The 25007-nt window shown below is 73.6% G+C and carries 24 protein-coding genes; 14 read left to right on the top strand and 10 right to left on the bottom strand.

Going from position 1 to position 25007, the window contains the following annotated elements; genetic code table 11:
- The 10 genes from GSY69_RS09905 to GSY69_RS09865 form a co-directional block, all read left to right on the top strand.
- Window positions 1-792 (top strand): hypothetical protein (locus GSY69_RS09905; protein WP_160953695.1); only part of this gene is annotated, 792 nt, incomplete at its 5' end.
- A 112-nt stretch (window positions 793-904) separates the two neighbouring features.
- Window positions 905-3910 carry a Na+/H+ antiporter subunit A gene (locus GSY69_RS09900; RefSeq protein WP_160953694.1) on the top strand — a complete coding sequence of 1002 codons (3006 nt, stop codon included), beginning with the start codon at window positions 905-907 and terminating at the stop codon, window positions 3908-3910.
- The gene (locus GSY69_RS14215) at window positions 3907-4560 is read left to right on the top strand and encodes a Na(+)/H(+) antiporter subunit C (RefSeq protein WP_268525817.1); all 654 of its coding nucleotides are present in this window, start codon (window positions 3907-3909) and stop codon (window positions 4558-4560) included. The genes GSY69_RS09900 and GSY69_RS14215 overlap by 4 nt, the downstream gene beginning before the upstream one ends.
- Window positions 4557-6287 (top strand): Na+/H+ antiporter subunit D, encoded by a 1731-nt coding sequence (locus GSY69_RS09895; protein WP_328698837.1) that lies wholly within the window; start codon window positions 4557-4559, stop codon window positions 6285-6287. The genes GSY69_RS14215 and GSY69_RS09895 overlap by 4 nt, the downstream gene beginning before the upstream one ends.
- Window positions 6280-6930 (top strand): Na+/H+ antiporter subunit E, encoded by a 651-nt coding sequence (locus GSY69_RS09890; RefSeq protein WP_160953692.1) that lies wholly within the window; start codon window positions 6280-6282, stop codon window positions 6928-6930. The genes GSY69_RS09895 and GSY69_RS09890 overlap by 8 nt, the downstream gene beginning before the upstream one ends.
- A complete protein-coding gene (locus GSY69_RS14210) occupies window positions 6927-7583 on the top strand; it encodes a monovalent cation/H+ antiporter complex subunit F (RefSeq protein WP_202411002.1) in 657 nt (218 codons plus the stop codon). Before GSY69_RS09890 ends, GSY69_RS14210 begins: the two co-directional genes overlap by 4 nt.
- Entirely contained in the window at window positions 7580-8239 is a 660-nt protein-coding gene (gene mnhG / locus GSY69_RS09880; RefSeq protein WP_160953691.1) for a monovalent cation/H(+) antiporter subunit G, read from the top strand. Before GSY69_RS14210 ends, mnhG begins: the two co-directional genes overlap by 4 nt.
- A gap of 144 nt (window positions 8240-8383) precedes the next feature.
- Entirely contained in the window at window positions 8384-9136 is a 753-nt protein-coding gene (locus GSY69_RS09875) for a response regulator transcription factor (RefSeq protein WP_160953690.1), read from the top strand.
- Window positions 9133-10749, top strand: a complete 1617-nt coding sequence (locus GSY69_RS09870) for an ATP-binding protein (protein ID WP_160953689.1) — start codon at window positions 9133-9135, stop codon at window positions 10747-10749. The genes GSY69_RS09875 and GSY69_RS09870 overlap by 4 nt, the downstream gene beginning before the upstream one ends.
- Window positions 10746-11429, top strand: coding sequence for a hypothetical protein (locus GSY69_RS09865; RefSeq protein ID WP_160953688.1), 684 nt, complete (start codon window positions 10746-10748; stop codon window positions 11427-11429). The genes GSY69_RS09870 and GSY69_RS09865 overlap by 4 nt, the downstream gene beginning before the upstream one ends.
- A 61-nt stretch (window positions 11430-11490) precedes the next feature.
- Here the strand turns inward: GSY69_RS09865 and GSY69_RS09860 are convergent, their stop codons facing one another.
- Both GSY69_RS09860 and GSY69_RS09855 read right to left on the bottom strand, forming a co-directional pair.
- Window positions 11491-12264 carry an HpcH/HpaI aldolase family protein gene (locus GSY69_RS09860; RefSeq protein WP_160953687.1) on the bottom strand — a complete coding sequence of 258 codons (774 nt, stop codon included), beginning with the start codon at window positions 12262-12264 and terminating at the stop codon, window positions 11491-11493.
- Window positions 12265-12352: 88 nt separating this feature from the next.
- Window positions 12353-13474 (bottom strand): magnesium and cobalt transport protein CorA, encoded by a 1122-nt coding sequence (locus GSY69_RS09855; protein ID WP_160953686.1) that lies wholly within the window; start codon window positions 13472-13474, stop codon window positions 12353-12355.
- A 102-nt stretch (window positions 13475-13576) separates the two neighbouring features.
- Between GSY69_RS09855 and GSY69_RS09850 the strand changes: the two genes are divergently transcribed.
- A complete protein-coding gene (locus GSY69_RS09850; RefSeq protein WP_160953685.1) occupies window positions 13577-14089 on the top strand; it encodes an isochorismatase family protein in 513 nt (170 codons plus the stop codon).
- Between the two features lie 15 nt (window positions 14090-14104).
- On the opposite strand, the gene ykgO is transcribed toward GSY69_RS09850, so the two are convergent.
- The 4 genes from ykgO to GSY69_RS09830 form a co-directional block, all read right to left on the bottom strand.
- Window positions 14105-14227: a type B 50S ribosomal protein L36 gene (gene ykgO / locus GSY69_RS09845; protein WP_160953684.1), complete on the bottom strand. Its 123-nt coding sequence runs from the start codon at window positions 14225-14227 to the stop codon at window positions 14105-14107.
- 229 nt (window positions 14228-14456) lie between these two features.
- Window positions 14457-15470 carry a glycine betaine ABC transporter substrate-binding protein gene (locus GSY69_RS09840; protein ID WP_160953683.1) on the bottom strand — a complete coding sequence of 338 codons (1014 nt, stop codon included), beginning with the start codon at window positions 15468-15470 and terminating at the stop codon, window positions 14457-14459.
- A gap of 38 nt (window positions 15471-15508) precedes the next feature.
- Window positions 15509-16375, bottom strand: a complete 867-nt coding sequence (locus GSY69_RS09835; RefSeq protein WP_160953682.1) for an ABC transporter permease — start codon at window positions 16373-16375, stop codon at window positions 15509-15511.
- Window positions 16372-17628, bottom strand: a complete 1257-nt coding sequence (locus GSY69_RS09830) for a quaternary amine ABC transporter ATP-binding protein (RefSeq protein WP_160953681.1) — start codon at window positions 17626-17628, stop codon at window positions 16372-16374. Before GSY69_RS09830 ends, GSY69_RS09835 begins: the two co-directional genes overlap by 4 nt.
- A gap of 455 nt (window positions 17629-18083) precedes the next feature.
- Here GSY69_RS09830 and GSY69_RS09825 point away from each other — a divergent pair, with 455 nt between their 5' ends.
- Window positions 18084-18980, top strand: a complete 897-nt coding sequence (locus GSY69_RS09825; protein ID WP_160953680.1) for a type I 3-dehydroquinate dehydratase — start codon at window positions 18084-18086, stop codon at window positions 18978-18980.
- A gap of 149 nt (window positions 18981-19129) precedes the next feature.
- Here the strand turns inward: GSY69_RS09825 and GSY69_RS09820 are convergent, their stop codons facing one another.
- The 3 genes from GSY69_RS09820 to GSY69_RS09810 all read right to left on the bottom strand — a co-directional run bounded on the left by GSY69_RS09820 (window position 19130) and on the right by GSY69_RS09810 (window position 21621).
- A complete protein-coding gene (locus GSY69_RS09820) occupies window positions 19130-19432 on the bottom strand; it encodes a DUF4235 domain-containing protein (RefSeq protein ID WP_160953679.1) in 303 nt (100 codons plus the stop codon).
- A 113-nt stretch (window positions 19433-19545) separates the two neighbouring features.
- Window positions 19546-20433: an aminodeoxychorismate lyase gene (locus GSY69_RS09815; protein WP_160953678.1), complete on the bottom strand. Its 888-nt coding sequence runs from the start codon at window positions 20431-20433 to the stop codon at window positions 19546-19548.
- An 87-nt stretch (window positions 20434-20520) separates the two neighbouring features.
- Window positions 20521-21621, bottom strand: a complete 1101-nt coding sequence (locus tag GSY69_RS09810) for a VIT1/CCC1 transporter family protein (protein WP_160953677.1) — start codon at window positions 21619-21621, stop codon at window positions 20521-20523.
- A gap of 102 nt (window positions 21622-21723) precedes the next feature.
- Here GSY69_RS09810 and GSY69_RS09805 point away from each other — a divergent pair, with 102 nt between their 5' ends.
- Window positions 21724-22518 carry a hypothetical protein gene (locus GSY69_RS09805; RefSeq protein ID WP_160953676.1) on the top strand — a complete coding sequence of 265 codons (795 nt, stop codon included), beginning with the start codon at window positions 21724-21726 and terminating at the stop codon, window positions 22516-22518.
- 88 nt (window positions 22519-22606) lie between these two features.
- Here the strand turns inward: GSY69_RS09805 and GSY69_RS09800 are convergent, their stop codons facing one another.
- The gene (locus GSY69_RS09800) at window positions 22607-23506 is read right to left on the bottom strand and encodes an aldose epimerase family protein (protein ID WP_160953675.1); all 900 of its coding nucleotides are present in this window, start codon (window positions 23504-23506) and stop codon (window positions 22607-22609) included.
- A 277-nt stretch (window positions 23507-23783) separates the two neighbouring features.
- Between GSY69_RS09800 and GSY69_RS09795 the strand changes: the two genes are divergently transcribed.
- Window positions 23784-24701, top strand: coding sequence for a cation diffusion facilitator family transporter (locus tag GSY69_RS09795; RefSeq protein WP_160953674.1), 918 nt, complete (start codon window positions 23784-23786; stop codon window positions 24699-24701).
- Window positions 24702-25007: the final 306 nt, after the last annotated feature.

Here is a 25007-nt window from a genome sequence, read left to right as displayed (position 1 = left end):
TGGGCGCGCGCGGCCTTCGCGCTCGCCGGGCCCCGCGACCGCGAGGCCGAGCCCCCGCCGGAGTGGGTGCGCCGCGCCGACGAGCTCGCCCCCTTCTTCCCGGCGGGCCTGCCCGACCGCGAGGAGGGCCGTGGGCTGGCGCTCCTCGTCGCCCTGGCCCGCCGGCTGCACACCGCCGTGCGCTGCGCCGACGAGGCCTCGGCCGCCCCGGGCCGCACCGCGCAGTCCGATCCCGCCGGGCTCGCCGCCGCGGGTTCGACACCGGGGCAATCGGGCGCGGAGCGGATCCTCACCCCGGATCCGGACGCCCACATCGACCTCGCCGTCTACTCCCACTACTGGCTCGCCCCGGACGTCCTGCTCGAACGGGTGCGCGCCGTGGCCCCGGGCGCGCGCATGCCGCTGCCCGTGTCCGCTGAGGCGCTCGAGCGCCTGGGGGCGGAGATCGACCCCGCTGAGCCCATCGTCCTCGACGGCTACGCGGTGGAGGTCGACCTCGCCGAGCTCGGACCGGAGGCCGGCCTCATCGAGATCGGGGTCCTCCTCGAGGAGGCGGTGCCCGGCATCGTCGCAGCCCACGCGGCGGGCCCGCAGATCGCCTACCGGGTGCGCTGGCAGCCGTTGGCCCAGGACCTCGGCGAGGCGCTCGACACCGCGGACCCGGCGGTGCGGCGCATGCGGGCCGGGGCCGCCGAGCGCATCGAGGCGCTGGCCGGGGCCATCATGCGGGCCACCGCGGGCATCGCCCTCGACCACGACGGCTTCCTCGTCTCGGAGCGCCAGCTGGGCTGAGCGGACCCGGGCCGGCGACGCCCGCGGCGCGACTGGGAACGCGGTGGACGGGGCGGGGCCGCGAGCATGAAACAATGTCACCTGCCGACAGTTGCGAACCGGGGGTGAGGCAGTGACCGCGCTGATCACGGCGTTCTTCGCCGCCGCCCTCCTCGCGCCCCCGCTGTTCGCCCGGATGGGCCGCAGCGCCTTCTTCCTCATGGCACTCGTGCCGGCCGTGGCCCTGGGCTACTCGATCGCGGTGGCGCCCACCGTGCTCGCCGGTGGCGAGGTGCGCGAATCGCTCGACTGGCTCGCGCCGCTGGGCATGGGGATGAGCCTGAGCATGAATCCCCTCTCGTGGGTGATGAGCCTGCTCGTCACCGGCGTGGGCGCGCTCGTCTTCCTCTACTCCGCGCACTACTTCGAGCCCGGCGACCCGTCGATCGGCCGCTTCGCCGGCGTGCTCATGGCGTTCGCGGGCATGATGTACGGCCTCGTCATCGCCGACGAGCTGCTCGTCCTCTACATCTTCTGGGAGGGCACGACCGTGTTCTCCTACCTCCTCATCGGCCATTCGACCAGCCGCAAGGCCTCCCGCCAGGCCGCCCTCCAGGCGCTCATCGTCACGACGTTCGGCGGGCTCGCGATGCTCGTCGGGATGATCATGCTCTCCGCGGTCTACGGCACCGGCAGCATCTCCGCGATCGTGGCCGCGGGCTACCGCGGGGGCCCGGACGCGGGCCTCGTCATCACCGCGGTCCTCCTCATCGTCGTGGGCGCGGTCTCGAAGTCCGCGCTCGTGCCGTTCCACTTCTGGCTGCCCGGCGCCATGGCCGCCCCCACGCCCGTGAGCGCCTACTTGCACGCCGCGGCCATGGTCAAGGCCGGCGTGTACCTCATCCTCCGGCTGGCCCCGGGCTTCCACACGATGCCCGGCTGGCTGCCCGTGCTGCTGGCGCTCGGGATCACGACGATGATCATGGGCGGCTGGACCGCGCTGCGCCAGTTCGACCTCAAGCTCGTCCTCGCCTACGGCACCGTCTCGCAGCTGGGCCTGCTCATCGTCATCAGCGCGTTCGGCACGCGCGACACCGCCACGGCGGCCCTTGCCATGCTCGTCTCCCACGCCCTGTTCAAGTCCTGCCTGTTCCTCACCGTCGGCATCATCGACCACCAGGTGGGCACCCGCGACCTGCGCAAGCTCTCCGGGATGGCGCGCAGCACCCCCGTCCTCGCGGTGTGCGGCACGGTCGCCGCGGCGTCGATGGCGGGCATCCCCCCGCTGCTCGGGTTCGCCGCGAAGGAGGCGGTCTACTCCACCCTGCTCGAGACGGGCACCACGGCGGGGCTCATCGCGCTCATCGGCACGATCGCGGGCTCCGTGCTCACCGTCGCCTACTCCGCCCGGTTCGTCTTCGGCGCCTTCGGCTCCAAGCCGGGGGTCAAGCCGGTCAAGCGCTGCGAGAGCGCGCCGGTGTTCATGGCGCCCGTCGTGCTGCTGGCCGGGCTGTGCGCGCTGCTCGGCCCGCTCGTCTTCCTCCTCGACCCCCTCGTCACGGCCCATTCGGCCGGGCTCGCCGGCGAGGGCAAGGCCTACCACCTGGCGCTCTGGCACGGCTTCGAGCCGGCGCTGTGGCTCTCCGCCCTGACCCTGGGCCTGGGCGCCGTGCTCATCGCGGCGGCCCAGCCGATCTCCCTGTTCCAGGCCGCTGCGCCCCAGCTGCCCAGCGCCAACCGCGTCTACCGCCGCATCGTCGAGGGCGTCGAGTTCGTCTCCTCGTGGGTCACGGCCCGCACGCAGCGCGGCTCGCTGCCCTTCTACCAGGCCGTCATCTACGTCGTCGCGATCGTCACGATCGGCCTCGCCATGCTGCTCAACGGCACCTGGCCCGCGCACTTCGTCTTCGCGGACTCGTGGCCGCAGATCGTCATCGCCGTGTGCATGATCCCCGCCGCGATCGCCGCGACGGTCGCGACGAAGCGGTTCGCCGCCGTCGTCATCGTCGGCGTCACGGGCTACGGCATGGTCGCGTTCTTCGCGGCGCAGGGCGCCCCGGACCTTGCGCTCACCCAGATCCTCGTCGAGTCGATCACGATCGTCGTCTTCGTCCTCGTGCTGCGCCGGCTGCCGGCCGGCATCGGCCGATCGGAGGGCCGCTTCTCGCCGACCATGCGCGCCATCGTCGGCGGGCTGTTCGGCGCGCTCATGATGGGCGTCGCGGCCGTGGCGATGGCCGCGCGGGACGCCGCGCCCATCTCCGAGCAGTTCGGCCGCCTCGCCTACGAGATCGGCCACGGCAAGAACATCGTCAACGTCACGCTCGTCGACATCCGCGCGTGGGACACCCTGGGAGAGCTCTCCGTCGTCGTCGTGGCCGCCACCGGCGTCGCGAGCCTCATCTTCGTGCGCAGCCGCGAGGGCAAGCTGCAGCGCTTCGAGGCGCCGGCCGAGCTCAGCCGCACGGGCCGCTTCACCCCGGTCGCCGAGGCGCTCTCCGCGGAGGCCTCCGATTCGGCGCAGGAGGCCGGCGGGCGCAGCGCATGGCTGCTGGCCGGGCGCACGCTGGCCCCCCGCAACCGCTCGATCATCCTCGAGGTCATCGTCCGGCTGCTGTTCCACCCCATGATGGTCTTCTCCGTCTACCTCCTCTTCGCCGGCCACAACATGCCCGGCGGCGGCTTCGCTGCCGGACTGGTGGCGGGCCTCGCGCTCATCGCCCGCTACCTGGCCGGCGGGCGCTACGAGCTCGCGGAGGCCGCGCACGTCGATGCGGGGCGCCTGCTGGGCTTCGGCATGGCGATCGTCGCCCTCACGGCGCTCGGAGGCTTCGTGTGGGGCGACAGCGTCCTCCAGTCCGAGTACCTCGCCTTCGACGTGCCGCTGCTGGGCCACCTGTCGTTCGGCACCTCGACGATCTTCGACATCGGCGTCTACCTCATCGTCGTGGGCCTCATGCTCGACATCCTGCGCAGCCTGGGCGCCCAGGTCGACCTCTACCAGGAGGCGGACGAGGAGGCGCTCGCGCAGACGATCAGCGAGGTCGCCGACGCTCCGCACGAGGAGCGGCTGCACGAGCTGCTCGGCGAGGTCGACAGCCTCGACCTCGCGCCCGGCTCGGATGGGGGCCGGCTGTGACCCCGCCGTTCGTCATGCTGCTGACCATGGGCGTCCTCTTCGCCTGCGGGGCCTACCTCATGCTCGACCGCTCGCTCACGCGCGTCCTGCTGGGCTTCCTGCTCTTCGGCAACGGGGCCAACATCCTCATCGTCCTCACCGGCGGCAGGGCCGGCCGGCCCCCCATCACCGATGGCAAGGACCTGAGCACCGACGGCATGAGCGATCCCCTGCCCCACGCGCTCGTGCTCACCGCCATCGTCATCACGTTCGCCATGACGGCGTTCCTGCTGGCGCTCATCTACCGCTCCTGGAGGCTCGTGCGCCGCGAGAACATCGACGACGACCTCGAGGACATCCGCGTGGCCGTGACGAAGGGCCGCGGCTCGCAGGAGGAGGCCGGCACCGGCGTGGACCAGGAGGACACCGAATTCGGCGACGAGGCGGAGAACCCCGTGCCCGGCGCCCCGGACGTCGACCGCGACGGCACCCCCGCCGAGCGCGACTCGGCCCTCGATCACGAGGCCGCGCTCGACGACGAGGCCGAGCCCGCGCACGCCGCCGGCGGGGCGGACGGGCCGGCGCCCGAGCCCGGCGCCGCGCCGGAACCCGGTGTCGGCCGGGACTCGGACAGCGCCTCGGGGTCCCAGGAGAGGGGGGAGAGCCTGTGAGCATCGCAGCCCTCGTTCCCCTGCCCGTCGTACTGCCCCTGCTGGGCGCGGGCTTCACGCTGCTGTTCGCCGGTCGCGTGCGCCTGCAGAACGCGGTCACGGTCGGCACCCTCACCGCCGTGCTCGCGATCGGCATCGTGCTGCTCGTGGGCGTCGACTCCGGCGGCACCCAGGTGGTCGCCGTGGGCGGCTGGCAGCTGCCGTTCGGCATCGCCCTCGTCGTCGACCGCCTCTCCGCCCTCATGCTCGTCGTCTCGACGATCGTGACGCTCGGCGTCCTCCTCTACGCCGTGGGCCAGGAGATGGCCGACACCAGCCGTGAGACGCCGGTGAGCGTGTTCAACCCGGCCTACCTCATCCTGTGCGCGGGGGTGGCCAACGCCTTCATCGCAGGCGACCTGTTCAACCTCTACGTGGGCTTCGAGATGCTGCTCGCGGCCTCCTATGTGCTGCTCACCCTCGGCGCGACGGCCGACCGCATCCGCGTGGGCGCGACCTACATCGTCATCTCGCTCGTCTCCTCGCTCGTGTTCCTCGTCGCGATCGCGCTCGTCTACGCGGCGACCGGCACCGTGAACATGGCCCAGCTCTCCCAGCGCCTCGACCAGCTGCCCGCCGATGTCCAGCTCATCCTCCACATCGCGCTGCTCCTGGGCTTCGGCATCAAGGCCGCGGTCTTCCCGCTGTCCTTCTGGCTGCCGGACTCCTATCCCACCGCGCCCGCCCCGGTGACCGCCGTGTTCGCGGGGCTGCTGACGAAGGTGGGCATCTACGCGATCATCCGCACGGAGACGGTCATCTTCATCGCCTCGAACCTGCGCGTGCCGCTGCTCGTCGTCGCGGGACTCACGATGATCGTGGGCATCCTGGGCGCCATCGCGCAGACGGAGATCAAGCGCATGCTCTCCTTCACGCTGGTCTCGCACATCGGCTACCTGCTGTTCGGCGTGGCGATGGGGACGGTGGCCGGGCTCGCGGCCGCGCTGTTCTACACGGTCCACCACATCATCGTCCAGACCGCGCTCTTCCTGGCCGTGGGCCTCGTCGAGCAGCGGGCCGGCACCACGTCCACCCGGCGGCTCGGCGGCCTGGCCCTGCTCTCCCCGCTGCTCGCGGTGCTCTTCTTCGTGCCCGGCCTCAACTTCTCCGGGATCCCCCCGTTCAGCGGGTTCATCGGCAAGGTCGCGCTGTTCCAGGCCGGCGCCGAGGGCGGCGACTGGCTCAACTATGCGCTCATCGCCGCCGGCGCGCTCACCAGCCTCCTCACGCTCTACGTCATCGGCCGGACCTGGAACCTCGCCTTCTGGCGCGACCCGGACCAGGTCGAGGAGCCCACCCCGGAGCTCGTGGACGAGATGGCCCACCTGCGCGAGTCGCGCTCGCGCCAGCAGGCCCTGCGCCGCCGGGCGGAGAAGCACGCCGGGGAGCAGGGCCGGCCGGTGCCCGAGGCGCCCATCGCGTCGGCCATCGACACCGTCCCGCAGCAGGCCGCCCCGGCCCGGCTGCCGCTGACGATGGTGCTGCCCACCGCCGCCATGGTCGCGGTGAGCGTGGCGCTGACGGTCTTCGCCGGGCCGCTGTGGGCCCTGTCGACCCGCGCCGCGGAGAACCTCCACAATCCCGGCGCCTATGCCGAGCAGGTGCTCGGCCCGGATGCGGTCGAGGCGCCGGACAACGGCTCGGGCCAGGTCATCGAGGACGCCCAGCGGGGAGGCTCAGATGGCTGAGGCAGCCGTGCGGGGCCGCGAGCGCGCAGTGCGCGCGCTGCGCCAGCTCCTGCTCATCACCGTGCTCGTCGCGCTGTGGGTCATGCTCTGGGAGGCCGTGACCCCCATGACCGTGCTCACCGGCATCATCGTGAGCTTCGGCGTCACCCGGGCCTTCTACCTGCCGGCGTTCGAGCTCTCCGGCCGCTTCAACGTCTGGCGGTTCGCGGTGTTCGTGGTGTGGTTCGCCTACTCCCTGGTCACGGCATCGGCCGAGGTGGCGTGGGCCGCGATCCGGCCGGGCCGGATGCCGGCCTCGTCCGTCGTCGCCGTCACGCTGCACGTGCGCTCCGACCTCGTGCTCACCGTCATCGCCCAGGTCGCCAGCCTCATCCCCGGCTCGTTCGTCGTCGAGGCCGACCGCGCGAGCTCGGTGCTCTACATGCACGCGCTCGGCTGCGATTCGGAGGCCGACATCGCCAAGGTGCGGGCCCAGACCCACCGCATCGAGCTGCTCGTCGTCGCGGCGATCGGCTCCGCCCACGATCTGCAGGTGCTCAACGACTGGCGCGCGGAGAACGGCCTGAAGACCGTGAGCGAGGCCAGCTCGCTGCGCGGGCGCCGGGGCGCCGCCGGGCGTCGCGGCGGAGGTGAGCGGCCATGACGGAGGAGACCCTGCTCATCGACCCCGCGCTGCTGGCCTGGGCCGGGCCCGTCATCGGGCTGCTGTTCTCCGCGGCGACCGTCCTCGCGGTGGTGCGCATCATCCGCGGGCCCAGCATCCTCGACCGCATGATCGGCACCGATGTGCTGCTGGCCACCCTGCTCTGCGGGATCGGCGCGGTGGTCGCGATCGACGGCAGGGTCGACCTGCTGCCCGTCATGCTCGTCATCGCCGCACTGGGCTTCATCGGCTCGGTGGGCGTCTCTCGCTACGTCACCCGCCACGCGGCCGACGATGCGCAGGACGATGCCGCGCTCAGCGCCGCGGGCCGCCTGCTCAACGGCACCGGGGGCCGGTCCGAGGTCGCCGGCGATGAGCTGCCGGCCCCCGGTGAGGCGCGGCCCCGCGATGCCCGCGGCCGGCCCGTCTTCGACGACGAGCCCGCGCTGCCGGCCGAGGCCGAGGCCCCCGCCGAGGGCTCGGACACCGGTGCCGACTGCGCCGGCCCCGAGGGCGCGGGGGAGGCCCCGGGCGCCTCGGCCCCGGCGGGCGGGCAGCCGGACGAGGTCGGTCCGGACGCGGCCGGCCCGGATGAGGTGGGCCCCGATGCCGCCGGAACCGGTGCCGCCGGACCGGAGGGGCAGCGCCCATGATCGCCGACATCGTCTCCCTCATCTGCATCCTCGCCGGCGCGCTGCTCAGCGTGTGCGCGGCGATCGGCCTCATGCGCTTCCCCGATCTCCTCTCCCGCATGCACGCGGCCGCGAAGCCGCAGATCCTGGGCCTGCTGCTCATCCTGCTGGGGGCCGCGCTGCAGAATCCGCACTGGGCGACCGTGTCCTCCCTCATCGTCATCGTGCTGTTCCAGATGGGGACCACCCCGGTGGGCGTGCACATGGTGGGCCGCGCCGGCTACCGGACGAAGCACCTGCGCTCGTCCCTGCTCTTCCGCGACGACCTCGCCGATGCTGTCGCCCGCGCGGAGTCCCGCGAGCGGGCCGCGGCCCAGGAGCGTGCCGAGGCCGATGAGGCACGGGACCTCGCAGACGCGCAGGACTCCGTCGAAGCACAGGACCGCGCAGGCGACCAGCACCGCGCCGCCGACCAGGATGGTGCCGAGGCACAGGACCGTGCCGTCGTCCAGGACCCGACCGCCGATCGAAGCCGGGCGGAGCCCCGGACCGACGGCGACGGTGACGCCGACGGCGACGGCGACGCGGGTGCGGGCGCACGCCCCACGGCCGGCGGCTCCTCGCCCGCGGTGTGCCTGCCGGAGGGTCAGGCCAGCGAGCCCGACGAGCGGGGCTAACCGGGATCGGGCGGGGACGGGGCGCGACCGCCGTGCCGGGAGGGCACGGGCATCCCCGGGCCCGGCCGCGTGCGCTGTGGCTATGATGACGGTGTCGAGTTGCCCACCGCCGCGGCCGCCTGCCGCCGATCAATCCGAGGGACTATGAGCGCCGGAGCCCGGACCGATGACCGCCCCCTCGTCCTCGTGGCCGACGACGAGCCGGACGTGCTCGGCTCGATCGTGCCGTTCCTCTCGCGCTCGGGATTCCGCGTCATCAGCGCACCGGACGGCCGGCTGGCCCTCGACGAGATCCGCCGCCACGGCCCCGACGCGTGCGTGCTCGACGTGCTCATGCCCGGCGCCGACGGCCGCGAGGTGCTGCGCACGCTGCGCCGCGAGCAGAACTGGGTGCCGGTGCTGCTGCTCACCCAGGTGGGCGAGGCGGTCGAGCGCGCGATGGCGCTCGAGGAGGGCGCCGACGACTACCTGAACAAGCCGTTCGACCCCCACGAGCTCGTGGCGCGCGTGCGCGCCGTGCTGCGGCGCACCCGCAGCGGCGGGCCCCCGCTGGCCACCGCGTCCGTGCTCGTGTCGACCTTCGGGCTGAAGGTCGACCGGGTGGGGCGCCGGGCATGGCTGCGCGAGCGCGAGCTCGTCATCACCCCCAAGGGCTTCACGCTGCTCGAATACCTCATGGTCCACCAGGACGAGCTGATCGAGCGCAGCCGCCTCCTCGAGGTGCTCTGGGGCTTCGACGACGCGGTGGGCACGCGCGCCGTGGACTCCCGCGTGGCCGAGCTGCGCCGGGTGCTCGGCGAGGACGCGGCCGAGCCGCGCTGGATCGCCACCGTGCAGGGAAAGGGGTACCGCTTCATCGCCGAGGTCGCGGGCGCCGACTCGCTGGACGACGCATGAACAGCTTCGTCGTCCTCGAAGTGCGCGGCTGGCTGCTCCTCGTGGTCCTGCTGGTCCTCGCCGGGCTGGCGGTCGGGGCCTGGCTCTGGCTGCGCCGCCGCCGCCGCCGTGCCGACGCCGCGCTGCGCGAGCAGGTGCGCACGGAGGCCGAGCGCGAGGCCACGGCCAAGCGCAATCGCATGCTCATCCGCCTCGACCACGAGCTGAAGAACCCGCTCACAGCGCTGCGCACCTCGGCGGCCACCGTGCGCGAGGCGGTGGGCGACGGGGCGGGCGCCCCACCGGAGATGCTGCCCGCCGTGCGCCAGATCGACTCGTCGAGCCGGCGCGTGGCGCGCCTGCTCGCGGACCTGCGCAAGCTCGCCGACGTCGAATCGCGCCAGCTCGACTACCGCCGCGTCGACACGGACCGCCTCATCCACCAGGCGGTCGAGGACGCCCGCACGGCCCCCGGGGCCGAGGACCGGATGATCGTGGCGACGGTGGCCCGCGCGCCGTGGAAGCTGCCCGACGTGGCCGGCGAGGAGGACCTGCTGCTCTCCGCTGTGCTCAACCTGCTGGGCAACGCGCTCAAGTACTCGGCGGACACGGACGTCGTGGAGCTGCGCGCCAACGAGCAGGTCATCGACGGCTACCGCTGGGTCGTCATCGAGGTCGCCGACACCGGCGCCGGCATCCCCGTCGACGAGCAGGAGGGCGTGTGGGAGGAGCTCTCGCGGGGCGCGCGGGTGCGCAGCGTCGCGGGCTCGGGCATGGGCCTCTCGCTTGTGCGCGCGATCATCGCCCGCCACGGCGGCTCGGTCGAGCTCTTCAGCCAGGAGGGCGTCGGGACGAGCGTGCGCGTGCTGCTGCCGGTGCTCGCCGACGATCCCGCCCGCGAGGCCGGGGCGCAGCGCGCCGGGGAGCAGGTCGCGCCGCCGCGCAGCCCGCGCGATGCGCAGCGGGCCGGCCGCATCCTCGGCACCCCCCGGCGGACCTCTAAGCGGCGCCTGCAGATGGTCGACGGCCAGCTGCGCGACACGACGACAGGGGAGACCTTCGGCGCCCCGGGCCACCAGGGACCGGGCGAGCCTTCCGCCCCATCCGTTCCCGTGTCCGGCGGCCAGGGCGCGTCCGGCGACCAGGGTGTGTTCGGCGGGGGCTCGGCCCCCGGTGCCCGCGCGCCCCGGGCGGCCGGGCCCGCCGGTCACGAGCGCTTCGCCCCGCCGCCGGGCTACGGCGGCCTCGGTGCGGGAGCACCGCAGGCCGGCACAGCACAGCCCGGAGCCGCGCAGGCCGGCACGGCACAGCCCGGTGCACCGCGGCCCGCCTCGGCGCCTGTGCAGGGCACCGGTCCGGGCACCCACGTGCCCGGCCCGCAGGGCGAATACCCGCGCCGGCCCGCGCAGCCGCCGGCGCACCTCGGCGGCCCCGAAGCGCCGGCCGACCCCGGGGCTCAGGGCGCCGCCGCTTGGCCGGGCGCCGCCGTTTGGCAGGGCACTGCGCCTGCGCAGCCGACTGCGCCTGAACACGGCACTGCGGACCAGCACGGCACCGCAGGCCAGCGCGGCACCGCGGATCCGCACAACGCCGCGGACCGGCGGGGGCCCGCGGACGGGGAGCCGCGGCGATGAGGCGCAGGGGCACGGCGGTGGGCGCCGCGTGCGCGGCCGCGCTCCTGCTCACCGGGTGCGGCGCGATCGGCGTGCGCACGGAGGACGGTGCGGGCGGCCCCCTGCGGCTGGGCCTGCAGGAGTCGGCAGGCCCCCCGCCGCCGCCCACCGCGCCGGGGGACGTGGTGCCGGACGGCTACGCGCCCGTCCACGGCGACTTCGGCGAGTACTGCCCCGTCCGCGTCGACCTCGTCGTGCCCAAGGCGTGGGTGCACAACGAGATGGGCGGCAGCGGTTCGCGCTCGTTCCGCAAGAATCCGAACAAGCTCAGCGACGCGTTCGTGGGCGTGCTGTGCATGCCGGCGTTCGAGGACTCCGCCGCGAAGGCCATCGACAGCACGGCGCGGTACAAGAACGACAGCCCGACGAACACGATCACCTCGCAGCGGAAGTCCGCGATCGACGGCGGGGCGGCGTGGGCCTATGCCGCGGACCTCACGAAGAAGGACCCGCAGGCCTACGGCGTGCCCACCCGGCTCGTCTCGCTGCGCGCAGCGGTGTTCAAGGGCGGCAAGCTCTACTCGGTCTCGATCGACGCCCGCGCGCCCCAGACGGACACGGCCTCGAAGGAGATGTCGAAGGTCATCGTCGAGCACAGCAGGATCGCCGGCAAGTCGATCGCCCCGCCGCCGCAGCTCTGAGGCCCGCGCCGGCCCAGCCAGGCGGGTGCGGGCCCGCGCCGGCCGCAGAGCTGAGGCGGGTTCAGGCCCGCGCGCGGATCCGGTCCATGCCGGACGCCAGCGCCCGGCCGAAGACCGCGACGTCCGCGGAGTGCGAGATGACGGTGTAGCCCAGGTCCACGGCGAGGTCGGCCAGCTGGTCGGTGGCCGCGAAGATGCCCGCGGCCTTGCCGGCGGCGCGGGCGGCTCCGGCCACGGTCTCCAGCGCCGCGACGACGGGCTCGGCGGCGAAGTCACCGGGGAAGCCCAGGTTCGTGCTGAGGTCGAGCGGGCCCACGAAGAGCACGTCCACGCCGTCGACGGCCGCGATGTCCGCCGCGGCGGCGACGGCCTCGGGCGTCTCGATCTGGGGCAGGAAGACCGTGTCCGCGTTCGCCGCGGCCTGCTTCTGGCCCGGCAGCCCCGGGGCGTACCGGTCGTGGGACATGCCGAACGCGGACCCGCGGGTGCCCAGCGGCGGGTACTTCATCCAGCCCACGAGCTGCTCCGCCTGGCGCGCCGAGTTCACGTAGGGGACCATGATGCCCTGCGCCCCGGCGTCGAGCGCCGTGGCCACGAGGTGCTGCTGGGTCCCGGGCACGCGCACGAACGCGGCGAGTTCCTCCGCCCCGGCGACCTGGAGGCAGGGCCGGGCCGCATCGAGGCCGTACCCGGAGTGCTCGAGGTCGAAGAGCACCCAGTCCGCCCCGGCCCGCGCGCAGATCGTGGCGATCCCGGGGGTCATGAAGTCGCAGATGAACGTGCCGAGCGCGGGGGTGCCGGCGCCGGTGAGGGCGCGGAATGTCGTCGTTGCCATGGCCCCAATGTAGGGCATCGCCGGTGGCCGCGCGGTCCGTCTCAGGCCGCCGCCGCCCGCGGTCCGGGCTCGGCGGGACTCGGCCGGCTCAGAGCCAGCCGACCTTCTTGAAGATCCGCCACAGCACGGCGCAGCCGGCCACCATGAGCGCGATCGCGAACGGGTAGCCCAGCGCCCAGTGCAGCTCCGGCATGTGCTCGAAGTTCATGCCGTACGTGCCCGCGACCAGGCTGGGGAAGAAGAGCATGGCGGCCCACGCGGAGATCTTCTTCATCTGCTCGTTCTGCTGGATGGACAGCTCGTTCATCCGCCGCATGTCCTCGTTCTGCCGCTCGGAGATCATCGTCGCGTTGACGGTGAAGATCTCCCGCAGCAGGGACCGCAGCCGCTCGAGGTGCTCGGCGGAGGCTCGGACGTGGTCGGCGACGTCGCGCATGCCGCGCATGAGCTCGTCCGGGGCGCCCTGCTCCTTGAGCATCGCGAACAGCGCGGCCATGAGGTCGGTGAGCGGGGAGACGGCGCGCTCGACCTCGATGATGCCGCGCGAGAGCTGGAAGACGTCCTTCGAGCGCGCCGGGGTGCCGGTGAAGATCTGCTCCTCCAGGCTGTCGGAGAAGTCCTCGAGCATGCGGATGATCGGCCCGTAGCAGTCCACGACGTGGTCGAGGACCCGGTAGAGCGCGGAGAACTGCGGGAATGCCGCGAAGCGGGGATCGGCCTCGAACGCGGCGCGGACCTTCGCATCATCGTCCTGGGGCGAGTGGCGGATGACGATGAGGAAGCGGTCGCCGATGAACGCGTGCGTCTCCCCGACCTCCACGGAGAAGTCCGGCCGGGCGGGGTCCTCGCCGTCGGCCGGGCGCTTGTTGATGGTGAGGGCGGCGGGCCGCAGCACCATGAAGTCCGTGGCCCCGTAGCGCTCGAACTTGGGCCGCTGGTGGGCCTCGATCGCGTCCTCGACCGCCAGTGGGTGGAGCCCGAACCGGGAGGCGAGCTCATCGAGGTCCTCGTGGGAGGGCTGGAGGAGGTCGATCCAGAGGAACGCGTGCGAATCGGGGTGCGCCACGGCGGCGTCGAACGCATCGGCGGCGGCGTCGATCGACTTCATGTCCGCGGCCACCGTGCTGCCGTCGTAGAGCACGAACATGTCCGCGTGGCCCATGATGCGGTCCGGAGCGCTGTGACGGTACGGGTAGCGCGGGTGTGCCATGGGTCCCCTCCTGGTGAGCGGCGTGCGGTGGGGCGCGTGAACGGCGCGGGCCGGCCCGGTCGGGCACGCGGGCCCGGGTGAGCCCCGTGCCATGCTAAGCCCATGGATGCGCTCGTCTTCGTCAACGCCCACGCCGCGGCGGCCGCCGCCGAACCGCTCGCCCTGCTGCTGCGCCGCGCCCGGACCGCGCAGGGCGTCGTCGTCTTCGTCACCGCCCCCGCCCAGGAGCCCGCGGTGCCCGCGCCGGAGGAGGACGCGGGCGCTCCCGCGGGCCCGGGCGAGGCGCCTGCCGCGCCCGAGGCGCCCCGCGCCTCGGCGTCGCCCGGTCCCGAGGACCTGGTGCTGGCCTCACCGGTGGCCGACGCGTTCGACGGCGTCGAGGACCTGGCCCCCGGCCTCGAGGAGATGGGCATCGACAGGATCGTGCTGGCGGGCGCCGACGAGGGCGGCGCGCTGCGCGAGACCGCGCTGGCCGCGCTCACCCTGGGCTTCGACCTGGTGCTCGTCGCCGATGCGTGCACCGCCCCGGAGGGCGGGCCCGTGGCGTGGCTGGGCGAGGCAGAGGAGCTCGGCGCCCTCCTGCGGCCGGCGCGCGAGGCCTGGCTGCGGATGTGAGCGCCGCGCTCGCGCTCAGCCCTGGCGGGCCTTGTAGCGCGGGTTCTTCTTGTTGATGACGTAGGTCCGGCCGCGCCGGCGCACCACCTGGGCGCCGGGCATGTTTTTCAGCGACCGCAGCGAGTTCCTCACCTGCATGCTCTTCTCCTTCGGTACCGGCCGCGCCGGTCTGCGCGGCCTGGTGGCACCGAGGCTAGGGCAGCGGGCACGGCATCGACCACTGCGCATGCGGGCATGGGCGCGCGCCGCAGGGGGGGCATGCGTCAGCGCGCGACGGGAGCGGCAGACGCCGCAGGGGCGGCCGCTGCGGATGCAGCGGCCGCCCCTGCGCGCGGGACGCGGCCGAGCCAACGGGCTCGGCGCTCGCTCACTTGCTCTCGGCGAGCTTGCCGGCCTCCCAGTCCTTGAGGAAGTCCGGGTTGTCCTTGACCCACTCGTCGACGGCCTTGTCGTTCTGCTTGCCGGCGTACTTCGAGTCGGAGAACATGACGTTCTCCAGGCTCGAGAGGTTCTTGTCGTCGAGCACGAGGTTCTTCAGCAGCTGCGCGACCTTGGGGTTGGAGTCGGCGAAGCCCTTCTTCGAGAAGTTGTAGATCACCTCGGCCTTGCCCATGGTGCCCTTGGGGTCCTCGAGGTCGCGCACGGGGAACGCGGCGTAGGCCCAGTGCGGGCGCCACAGCGTGACGGCGACGTCCTTGTTGGCGCTTGTGGACTTCTTCAGCTGCGCGAGCATCGCCGGGGTGGACGAGACCTTGAGGTTCATATCGGACAGGTCGTAGTCCTTGACGGCGGCCTTGGCGGCCTTCGTCAGGCCGGCGCCGGCCTCGATGCCGTAGATCGTGTTGCCGTACTCGCCGCCCATGGACTTGAGGTCCTCAATGGTCTTGGCCTTCGAGTCCTTGTTCACCGCGATCGTGAGCTTGGCGTTGTTGTACCAGCAGCCCTGTGCATCGAGCTTGTCGCCGTACTTCTTGATGTAGTCGGCGTGGGTCTGCGGCAGCCAGCCGTCCATGAGGAAGTCCACGTCGCCGTTGGCCACCGCGGTGTAGCCGGGGGCCGCGTCGAAGTTCTTGATCTCCACGGTGTAGCCCTTGTCCGTGAGGGCCTTCTTCATGAGGTGCGCGGCGGCGAACGACTCGTCCCAGCCGTTGAAGGCGCCGATCGTGAGCTTCTTGTTGTCGTCGTCCTGCTCCGAGGACACGTCCTTGGAGTCCGTGCCGGGCGTGCAGTCCGCCCAGTCCTGCGAGTCGCCGGAGCTGGACGAGTCGTCGCTCGAACCAGAGCCGGAATCGCCGCCGGAGTTCGATGCGCCGCAGGCGCTGAGGGCGAGGACGGAAGCGGCGAGTGCTGCGCCGGTCTTCGTCAGAGTGCGGAACTTCATGGTCTCTCCTTCTGTTTGCGGTGGTCTGTGAGTGCGGGTCAGCGCCCGGCGCGGGCCCCGGGGCCCTTGCTGCCGAGGGCTGCGGTCACGCGGTCCAGGAAGATGGCGAGGATGACGACCGCGAGGCCGGCCTCGATGCCCAGGCCCACGTCGAGCGAGCCGATCGACTCGATGACGGCGCCGCCCAGGCCCTCCGCACCGGCCATGCCGGCGAGGACGACCATGGACAGGGCGAGCATGATGACCTGGTTGATGCCGGCCATGATCGTCTGCAGCGCCAGCGGCAGCTGGACGCGGAAGAGGATGTGCGAGGGCGAGGCGCCGAACGCCTGCGCGGCCTCGACGACCTCGCCGTCGACCTGGCGGATGGCGAGCTCGGTGAAGCGCACACCGGGGGGCAGCGCGAAGATGATCGTCGCGATGGCGCCGGGCACCTGGCCCACGGAGAAGATGACGATCGCGGGGACCAGGTAGGCCAGCGCCGGCATCGACTGCATGAAGTCGAGGATGGGCCGCACGATGCGCGAGACCGCCCGGGACTTCGCCGCCCACACGCCCAGCGGCAGTGCGATGACGAGCGCGATGACGACCGCGACGAGCACGAGCGCAAGCGTCGACATCGCGTTGTCCCACTGGTCGAGGGCGCGGATGATGTAGAAGCCGATGAACGTGAACAGCGCGAGCTTCCAGCCGCGGCGCACGCCCACCGCCAGCCACGCGAGCGCGGCGAAGACGAAGAGCATGACGATGAACAGCGGCCCGGAGAGCACGGCGAACAGCCCCGTGTACATGCCCTGCAGGACGAGGCTGACGAAGTCGAGCAGCCAGGAGAACGCCGACTGGAACCAGGTGATGAAATCATCGGCCCACTCGCCCAGCGGGATGCGCGGATTCAGCGGGTTCATGCGCGGGCCTCCTCATCGCGGGTACCGGCGGTGTCCTCGCCCAGCTCGGTCACGCTGGGCAGCTCTCCCGTGTGCGGCGAGGTGCTCGCCATGGAGGTGAGCAGGTTGACGCGGGGCACCACGCCCACGAGCCGCCCCTCGTCGTCGACGACGCACAGCGGCACCGGCGAGGCGGTGCTCGGCGCGAACAGGTCGGCCACCGGGGTGTCGGGGCTGACGGTGACGAGGCCCTCCGTGCGGATGGCGCCCGTGAGGTCCTTCGCCCCGGCGTGCGAGGCGTCGACGGCGTCCTGGTCCGTGATGATGCCCAGCAGCCGCTGGTTGCGGTCCGTCACGAGGAGGCCGGAGGTGCTGTGCTCCTGCATGGCCTTGATCGCCACGCGCGGCCCGGAGCCGGACATGATGACGTTGTCCGTGGTCCGCATGACGGAGGCGGCGGTGAGCACGCGGGCGCGGTCGACGTCCTGGACGAACGAGGCGACGTAGTCGTCGGCGGGGTGGGTGAGGATCTCCTCGGCGGTGCCGATCTGGATGATCCGCCCGTCGCGCATGACCGCGATCCGGTCGCCCAGGTACATGGCCTCGTTGAGGTCGTGGGTGATGAAGACGATCGTCTTGCCGAGCTCCTGCTGGAGCTCGATGAGCTGCTCCTGCATCTCCCGGCGGATGAGCGGGTCGAGGGCGGAGAAGGCCTCGTCCATGAGGAGGATGTCCGTCTCCGCGGCCAGCGCCCGGGCCAGGCCCACGCGCTGCTGCATGCCGCCGGAGAGCTGGCTGGGGTACTTGTCGCCCCAGCCGTCGAGGCCGACGGTCGTCAGCCAGTGATCGGCTCGCTCGAGGCGCTTGGCGCGGTCGACGCCCTGGATCTCGAGGCCGTAGGCGGCGTTCTCGCGCACCGTGCGGTGCGGCATGAGCGCGAAGTGCTGGAAGACCATGGAGATGTTCTCGCGGCGCACCCGGCGCAGATCGCCCGCGTTGAGCGCGGAGATGTCCTTGCCCGCGATCTCGACCGAGCCGGCCGAGGGCGCCCACAGGCCGTTGATCATGCGGATGAGCGTCGACTTGCCCGAGCCGGAGAGGCCCATGACGACGAAGATCTCGCCGCGCTCGACCTCGAAGGAGGCGTCGATGACGGCGGCGGTTCCCAGCTTCGCGAGGTCCTTGCGGTCCTCGCCGGCCCCGAGGCGCTTGACGACCTCGGCCTCGCGTCTGCCGAACACCTTGTACAGGTGCGATGCACGGACAACGGCCACGTGTGTTCCCTTCTGTCGGCGGGGCGCCGTGCAAGCGGGCGCGGCCGCGTCGCGGGTTCAACCGGTGGCGGCGGCGCGGCCGCAACGCGGTCCCGGGGGACCGCGGCGGGCTCGCGGGCGCTGGTCATTCGCTAGCTACCATAGTCCAGCGGTGCGACGGCGCCCCCGCGAACGGCGGTCAGGCGGCCGCGCGGGCCCCATAGGCGGTGCGCCCGCGGGCCCGGCTGACCAGTGGATAAGCGGGATGTGACGGGAGTTACGCGATCGTTACCCACGGCTGCGCGGAAAACGGCTTTCGGGCGGCCAGGCCCCCTCCCCGGCGGCGTGGCTCTGCCGGGCGAGGGCCAGGCGCGGGCCGGGTGAGGCTCCGACGCCGGAGGTGCGCAGGGGCGGGGCAGGCACCTGAGAGCCGCCGAGGCCGCGGCGGGCTTCGGCCGGGCGGTTACGCTGAGCGCATGCGCCCTCTGCCCTTCGCCGGCCGGTCCGGCCGGCCGGCGATCATCGCCCCCCTCCAGCCGCGCTCCATCGACGAGCTCGCAGCGCTGCTGCCGGGCCTCGAGGCGGCCGCGGGGGCAGACGCGCTCGAATGGCGCCTCGACGCCCTCGCTGCGCTGCGGCTGGGCGGAGCAGCGGGCGGTCCCGAGCACCGGGCCGTCGAGCAGCGCGCGCCTCAGGTGCACACGGTCGAGGCGCCCACCTCCGAACCGCATGAGCCTCGGGCGGGCGATGAGGAGGCGTCGCGCAGCGCCGCCCTCGAGGCGGCCTCGGCAGGGCTGGCCCTCCTCCGCGAGCGCTGCGGGCTGCCCGTCATGCTCACGGTGCGCACCCACTCCGAGGGCGGCATGGCGCAGCTGGACGACGCCGCCTACGCACTGCTCGTCGAGGGTCTCGTGGCGCTCGGCCCGGACGCCGTGGACATCGAGTTCCGGCGCGCCGATGCGGCGCGGCTGCTCGCCCGCGCGCGGGAGGCCGGCGTCGGGGGAGTCGCCTCATTCCACGACTTCGCCCGCACCCCGCCGGCCGAGCGGCTGGTGGAGCTGTGCGCGGCGATGGAGGGCGCCGGCGCGGACGTCGCGAAGTTCGCGGTCATGCCGCGCAGCCGCTCCGACGTGCTCGCCGTGCTCGCCGCCCTCGACCGGGCGCGCACGCGGGTGGGGGTGCCCGTCATCGGCATCTCCATGAGCGAGCTGGGCCGGGCGACGCGCCTCATCGGCGGCGACTTCGGCTCCGCCGCCACGTTCGCGGCGCTCGTCGGCGCCTCCGCCCCCGGTCAGCTGAGCGCTGCGCAGGTGGGCGCGGTCCTCGACATCCTGGGCGAGACCGAGCCCCCCGCCGCGCCGCCGACCAACTGAGCCCGGCCCCCGCCGCCTAACCGCCCGACTGGGCACGGCCCTCCGACTGAGCCCGGCCGCCCCACTGGGCGCGGCTGCCCGACCGAGCGCGGACAGCGCGCGGGGGCGGCCGCACCGCAGTGCGACCGCCCCCGCGGGTCCGGCTGGGATCAGACGGCGCCGGTCTCGTTGGCGTCGGCGCGCAGCTTCTTCGGCAGCGCCTGATCGCCCCACCGCGAGCGCACGGTCTGGATGGCGTAGCGCTCCACGACGAGCTGCACGACCGCCACGCCCACGCCGGAGACGATCGTCCAGGCGAGCGCCTCGGCCAGGCCCGTGTCCTCGTCGCCGGGGTTGACCGGCACCGGCTTGTCCATCGACTTCTCCCACACGAGCGTGAGGGCCTTGCGCGCGGCGAGCGCGGCCAGGGCGCCGCCGCCGGCACCCAGAATCTTCCAGGCGATCTTTCCCATGAGTCTCTCCTTCAGCGCGGGTGCGGTGGAATCGGTCCGCCCCCAGGCTAGCGCCTAGCGCGGGCGGTCGGGGAACGCAGGCGGGCACCACCGCGCCCCGCCTCGGCGGCCGGTCAGCTGCTCGCGAGCACCCAGCCGTGCATGCGCTCGGTGAACCCGGCGTCGTGGGTCAGCTCCGTGTCGTCGAACGCGATGATCGGCACGGCCATGCGGACGGAGGAGACCATCCACGCGGCGTCGGCCGCCGCGACGTCCTGCGCGCACAGGTCCTGGTAGGAGCACAGGAAGCCGGCCTCGGCGGCGCGTTCGAAGAGGGTGCGCTGGGTGGTGCCGTGGAGCAGCCCGGCCTTGGGATCGGGTGTGATGAGCTCGTCGCCGCGGCGGATGATGAGGTTGGAGCTCGGCCCCTCGAGCGCGATCCCGTCGTGGGAGAAGTAGAGGACCTCATCGGCCCCATTGGCCTGCGCCCAGCGGCCCGAGGCCATGTTCGTGGCATACGACAGCGTCTTCGCGCCGATGAGCGCCCAGGGCGCGGACTGGCCGAAGTAGGCCTCGTAGCCGCGGTCGGCGCTGCGCACGCGCACGCCCTCCCGGCGCTGCCGGGGGTACTTCTCCTCAATGGGGATGGTGAGCACCCAGCCCGCGGGCCGGTCGAGGCCACGGGAGAGGGCGTAGCGCACGGAGAACAGCTCGATGTCCGGGTTCGCCGCGGCGAAGTCCGCGCTCGCCGCGTCCAGGGCGGCGTCCCAGACCTCCGGGTCCGGGGCCGGCAGGTCGAGCATCCGGGCCGACTGGCCGAACCGCTCGAGGTGCGCGGCGCGGGCGTGGGCCTGGGGACCGCGGCCGTCCGCGTTGCTCACGAGCACCGTCTCGAAGATCCCGTCGCCGCGGTGCGGGGCGAGGTCGTCGACCCGCAGCTGCGGGGCCAGGGGGTCGGCGCGCTCCCAGGTCCCGGCCTCCGGGTCGAGGAGGACGAGTGTGTGTGCGATCTCAGCAGCCATGCGGCACATTCAACCACCGCCGGGGCGCTGAGCCGAGCCCGTGCCGACTCGTGGACTCCTCGCGGGCGGCGGCCGCGCGGGCGCGTCTCAGCCGGCGCTCGCCCCGAACAGCAGTCCCAGCGCGTACGTGATCCCCGCGGCCCCGAAGCCGATCGCCAGCTGGCGCAGCGCGCGCGGCAGGGGCGCCCGGCCGGACAGGATGCCCACAATGCCACCGGTGACGAGGAGCGCAAGGCCTACGAGGCCGGCTGCGAGCACGATGGCCGTGAGGCCGGTCGCGCCGAGCAGGTAGGGCAGGATCGGGATGACCGCGCCGGAGGCGAAGAAGCAGAACGAGGCCGCCGCCGCGCCCAGGCCCGTGCCGAGCTCCTCGTGGTCGGAGGACTGCATGGACGAGGGGAGGAAGGTCACGACGGCGCGGGCCTGGGACTTGCGGATGGCGGTCTCCGCGGCCCGCGCGGCCTCCTCGGCCGTCATGCCGCGGGCGCGGAAGACGAGGGCGAGCTCGTTGGCGTCGATGTTGAGGGCGGGCAGGACCTCGGTCGAGGCGGGGTCCGGCTCCGAGGCGTCGAGCAGCTCGCGCTGGGAGCGCACGGAGACGAACTCGCCGGCGCCCATGGACAGGGCGCCGGCCAGCAGTCCGGAGATGCCGGTGAGGAGCACCTGGTGGGGGGCGAGCCCGGCGGCGCCCACGCCCAGCACCAGGGCGAGGTTGGAGACCAGGCCGTCGTTGGCGCCGAACACGGCCGCACGGAAGTTGCCCGACAGCCGCGAGCGGGACTTCGCCGCCAGTGCCCGGATGACCTCGGCGTGGACCTTCTCGTCGGCCGCCATCTCGTCGGAGGCGAACGAGTCCGAGTCGTACGGCGACTTCGCCTCCGCCTGCTGGGCGAGGGCGAGGACGAAGATCGAGCCGAAGACCCGGCCGAGCGCCGCGAGCACGAGCACCCCGAGCGCGGGCATCCGCCGCCGCCCGGCGTGCTTCCCGAGCAGGCCGATCCAGTGCTGCTGGTGGCGCCGCTCGGCATCGGCCAGCGACAGCAGGATGTCGCGGTCCTCGCCGCGGCGGCGCTGGGCCAGGCGCCGGTAGACCTGCTCCTCCATGCGCTCGTTGGCGAGGTGGCGCTGCCACTGCCGGATGAGGGCGGGGGAGGGCGCGGCCGTGTGCGGCGGGGCGTCGAAGGGCATGTCTCCACCCTAGGAAAGCCGAGCGCAGGTTTCAATGCTTGCGCAACTGCTTAAGTGTCATTGCGATGTGAGATGCGCCGCGATCGTGCATAGCATCGGACCATGATCGCCCTGCGCCCCGCCGCGCGCCGCCCGGCCCTGTGGACCGTCGGCGTTCTCGCGGCGGCGCTGCTCGTGGCGGTCGCCGCGCTCACGGTGGGCACGCTCAGCGCCCCCAAGCCCCGCGGGGCACCCGTGCCGCCGCCCCCCACAGCCGCGCACTCCGCCGTCCCGGAGCCCGGGAACATCGCGGGCAGCTGGGCGCCGGCGCGCGGGTCCGAGGTGGCCGTGCGGATCGTGGAGCTGGACGGCGCCCGGGGGTGGACCGTCGTCGCGCGCACCGCGGTCCTCGCCGGCCGTCTGGAGGTGGCGGGCACGCGGCTGACGGCGGGGGACCTGCGCATCGACCTGTCCGGGCTGGGAGAGCCCGTGGCCGCCGATGGCGGGCCTCCGGGGACCGGGGCAGCCGGCACCTCGGCCGCGGACGGCGCCCGCACCTCGGCGGCGGAGCCGGACCCCGCCGCGGCCCGCGCGCTGCTGGCCGAGCTGCGCCGCCAGCGCAGCGCCGACTTCGCCATCGCCGAGGCCACCGAGCTGCCCGACGTGGCCGCCCGCGGCAGCGCGGACGTCAACCTGCCCGGCGAGGTGACGATCAACGGGCTGGCCGCGCGCATGTCCGCCGATTCGCTCGTGGTCCGCAGCCGGGGCGCGCTGTTCATCACCGGCTCCGCCGAGGTGGCCTGGGCCGACTACGACATCCCGGTGCCGCTGGGCGAGGGGGCAGGGCGCGGTGGGGAGCGGCCGCTCGTCCAGCCGAAAGGGCGGTTGGACTTCTCGCTGCGCCTCGAGCGCGCCTGAGCGCCCCAGGCTGAGCAGCCCCTCAGCCGATCCCCCTCAACCGGAGCGGCCCCAGGCCGAGGGCGTCTGAGCGCAGCGGGCCTCGGGCTCAGCGGCCCTCAGGCGGAGTACGCGGCCGCCAGCTCCTCGCCCGGCCGCAGCGGCTGGCCGAGGCGCGCGGGCTCCACGCACACGAAGCGCGGTGGGCATGTTCGGTGGTGTCCCCCAGGGGCCCTCCGGGGTTCCACAGGACGACATCCGAGCACGCGGCTGCGATCGTCGCGCAGTCGCGCTCGCCCGCGGCCACGGCCAGTCGGATGTCCTGGATGCCACCGGGCAGCGCCAGCGCCGCGTCGATCCCGGCGGCCGGGAAGGCGAAGGCCCCGGGCTCGGCGGCATTCCGCGCCGCGGCCGGGATCTGCGTGCCCGCCGGCAGTCCGCGCACCCGTGTGGCACCGGCCTCCGGCGTGCGCAGGTAGCTGTGCAGGGCGGCGGTCACGGGCGGGCCCGCGGCCGGGTCGCCCAGGTGGGTGAGGGCCACCCACAGCTCCGAGCCCAGCTCGATGCGGACCTGGGCGCTGGCGCCACCGGGCTCGGCCAGGCGCAGCGTAAGCCCGGCGGCGTCGGCATCCGCGGCGGCGAGCTCACAGTCGCGGATCCGGCCCCAGCCGTGCTGCGGTTGGGCCGCGGGGCCGAACCACGGCCAGCACACGGGGATTCCGCCGCGGATGGGCCGCGAGCGATCGAACGGCGCGAGCGCCGAGGTGAAGAGCACCTCCCGGCCCGCCGCGGTCCGGTAGGCGAGGACCTGCGCGCCGAATCGGCTGACGATCGCACAGGCGCCCTGCGCGTGCAGCGCGTAGACCTCGAGTGCATCCAGGCGCGCACGGGTGATGCTTGCCCCGCCGCCCGCGGGGGAGTGCAGGGGCGCGTGATCGAGGGCCAGGAAGTCGGCGGTCTCCAGGGCGGACGCCGTGCGCGGCCCGGTGCGCCGGTCGGGGTGATCCATCCGCCCAGTCTCCGCGGGGTTGCTGGCAGAGCGCTGGCAGGGGGAGGCCCAGGGCTGCCGACGGGGCGCCAGGACGCCAGTCGGCGGGGCTGCGCGTGACTGCCTACTCGTAACTGCCGGTGGGGACGCGAGACGCGGGTGCGGGCGGGAGTGGGGGAGCGCGGCCGGGGGCTGTGGTCCGGGCAACAGCGCCGGGGCCGCGTATAAAAGTATGCTTATGCGCGAATGTGTGGGCGCGGCCGGCCGGTGGGCGCCCGGAGCGGAGGGGAGCCCGGCGATGGGCGCAGGACACGATCACGGCACCGCTGGGGTGCCCCGCGGGCGGCTGGCGGTCGTCTTCGGGCTCACCGCCGCCGTCTTCGCCGCCGAGGTCGTCGGCGCCCTTGCGACCGGCAGCCTCGCCCTGCTCACCGACGCAGGCCACATGCTCGTCGACGTCATCGGCCTGGGCGTCGCCCTGGGCGCCGCCCAGCTCATGCTCCGGCCGGCCGCAGGGAGCCGCACCTGGGGCCTCGCCCGGATCGAAGTGCTCGCGGCGGGCGCCCAGGCCGCCCTGCTGGCGCTTGTCGGCGTGTTCAGCATCGTCGAGGGGGTGCGCCGCCTGCTCTCCCCGCCCGAGGTCGCCGCGGGCGGGGTGCTCGTGTTCGGGGCGATCGGGCTGGCCGCGAACATCGCGGGCCTGTGCGTGCTCCTGGGGGCGCGCGGCTCCGGGCTCAGCGCGCGGGCCGCGTTCCTCGAGGTGTGCGCGGACGCCGCGGGCTCCGTGGCCGTCATCGCCGCGGCCGCCGTCATGGCGCTCACCGGCTGGCAGCGGGCCGATGCCGTGGCGGGCCTCGTCATCGGCGCGCTCATCCTGCCGCGCGCGTGGGCGATCCTGCGCGAGACCCTGGGGATCCTCCTCGAGCAGGCGCCCGCGGAGCTCGACCTCGACGAGGTGCGCACCCACATCGAATCCCGGCCCCACGTCGTGGGGGTCCACGACCTCCACGTCTCCCGGATCGGCTCACAGCTGCCGGTCCTCACCGCGCACGTGGCGCTGCAGGACGAGTGCTTCTTCGACGGCCACGTCCCGGAGATCCTCGGCGATGTGCAGCGCTGCCTGGCCACGCACTTCGACGTGCCCATCGAGCATGCGACCATTCAGTGCGAGCGCCGGCGCGACGCCGCCCACGAGGACCTCCCGCACACGCACTGAGACCCGCTGCTCACTCTGAGGCCCGCCGCCCCCTCTGAGGGTCGCCGGGTCCGCGTGGGGGACGGGTGCGCCCCGCACACGCGCTGAGGCCCGCCGCCCACTCCATGAGGACTGGGGTGGTCCGCGAGCGCTGTGAGATTCCGCGAGTGCTGGGGCCAGCCGCGCATGCGCTGGAGCCTGCCGCGCACGGCCTGGAGTCTGCCGCGCACGTGGGGGTCAGCCGGAGCCGGCTGCGACGCCCCGCGGGCGCTGCGGCCGCGCGCGCACTCGGCTGCCGCACCGCGCGCACGGCTCCGCCCAGGGTCA

It is taken from the genome of Brevibacterium rongguiense (genome assembly GCF_009857845.1).
GTDB lineage: Bacteria > Actinomycetota > Actinomycetes > Actinomycetales > Brevibacteriaceae > Brevibacterium > Brevibacterium rongguiense.
Note: the sequence above shows the minus strand (reverse complement) of the source record. Positions and strands in the feature narration are given on the sequence as shown.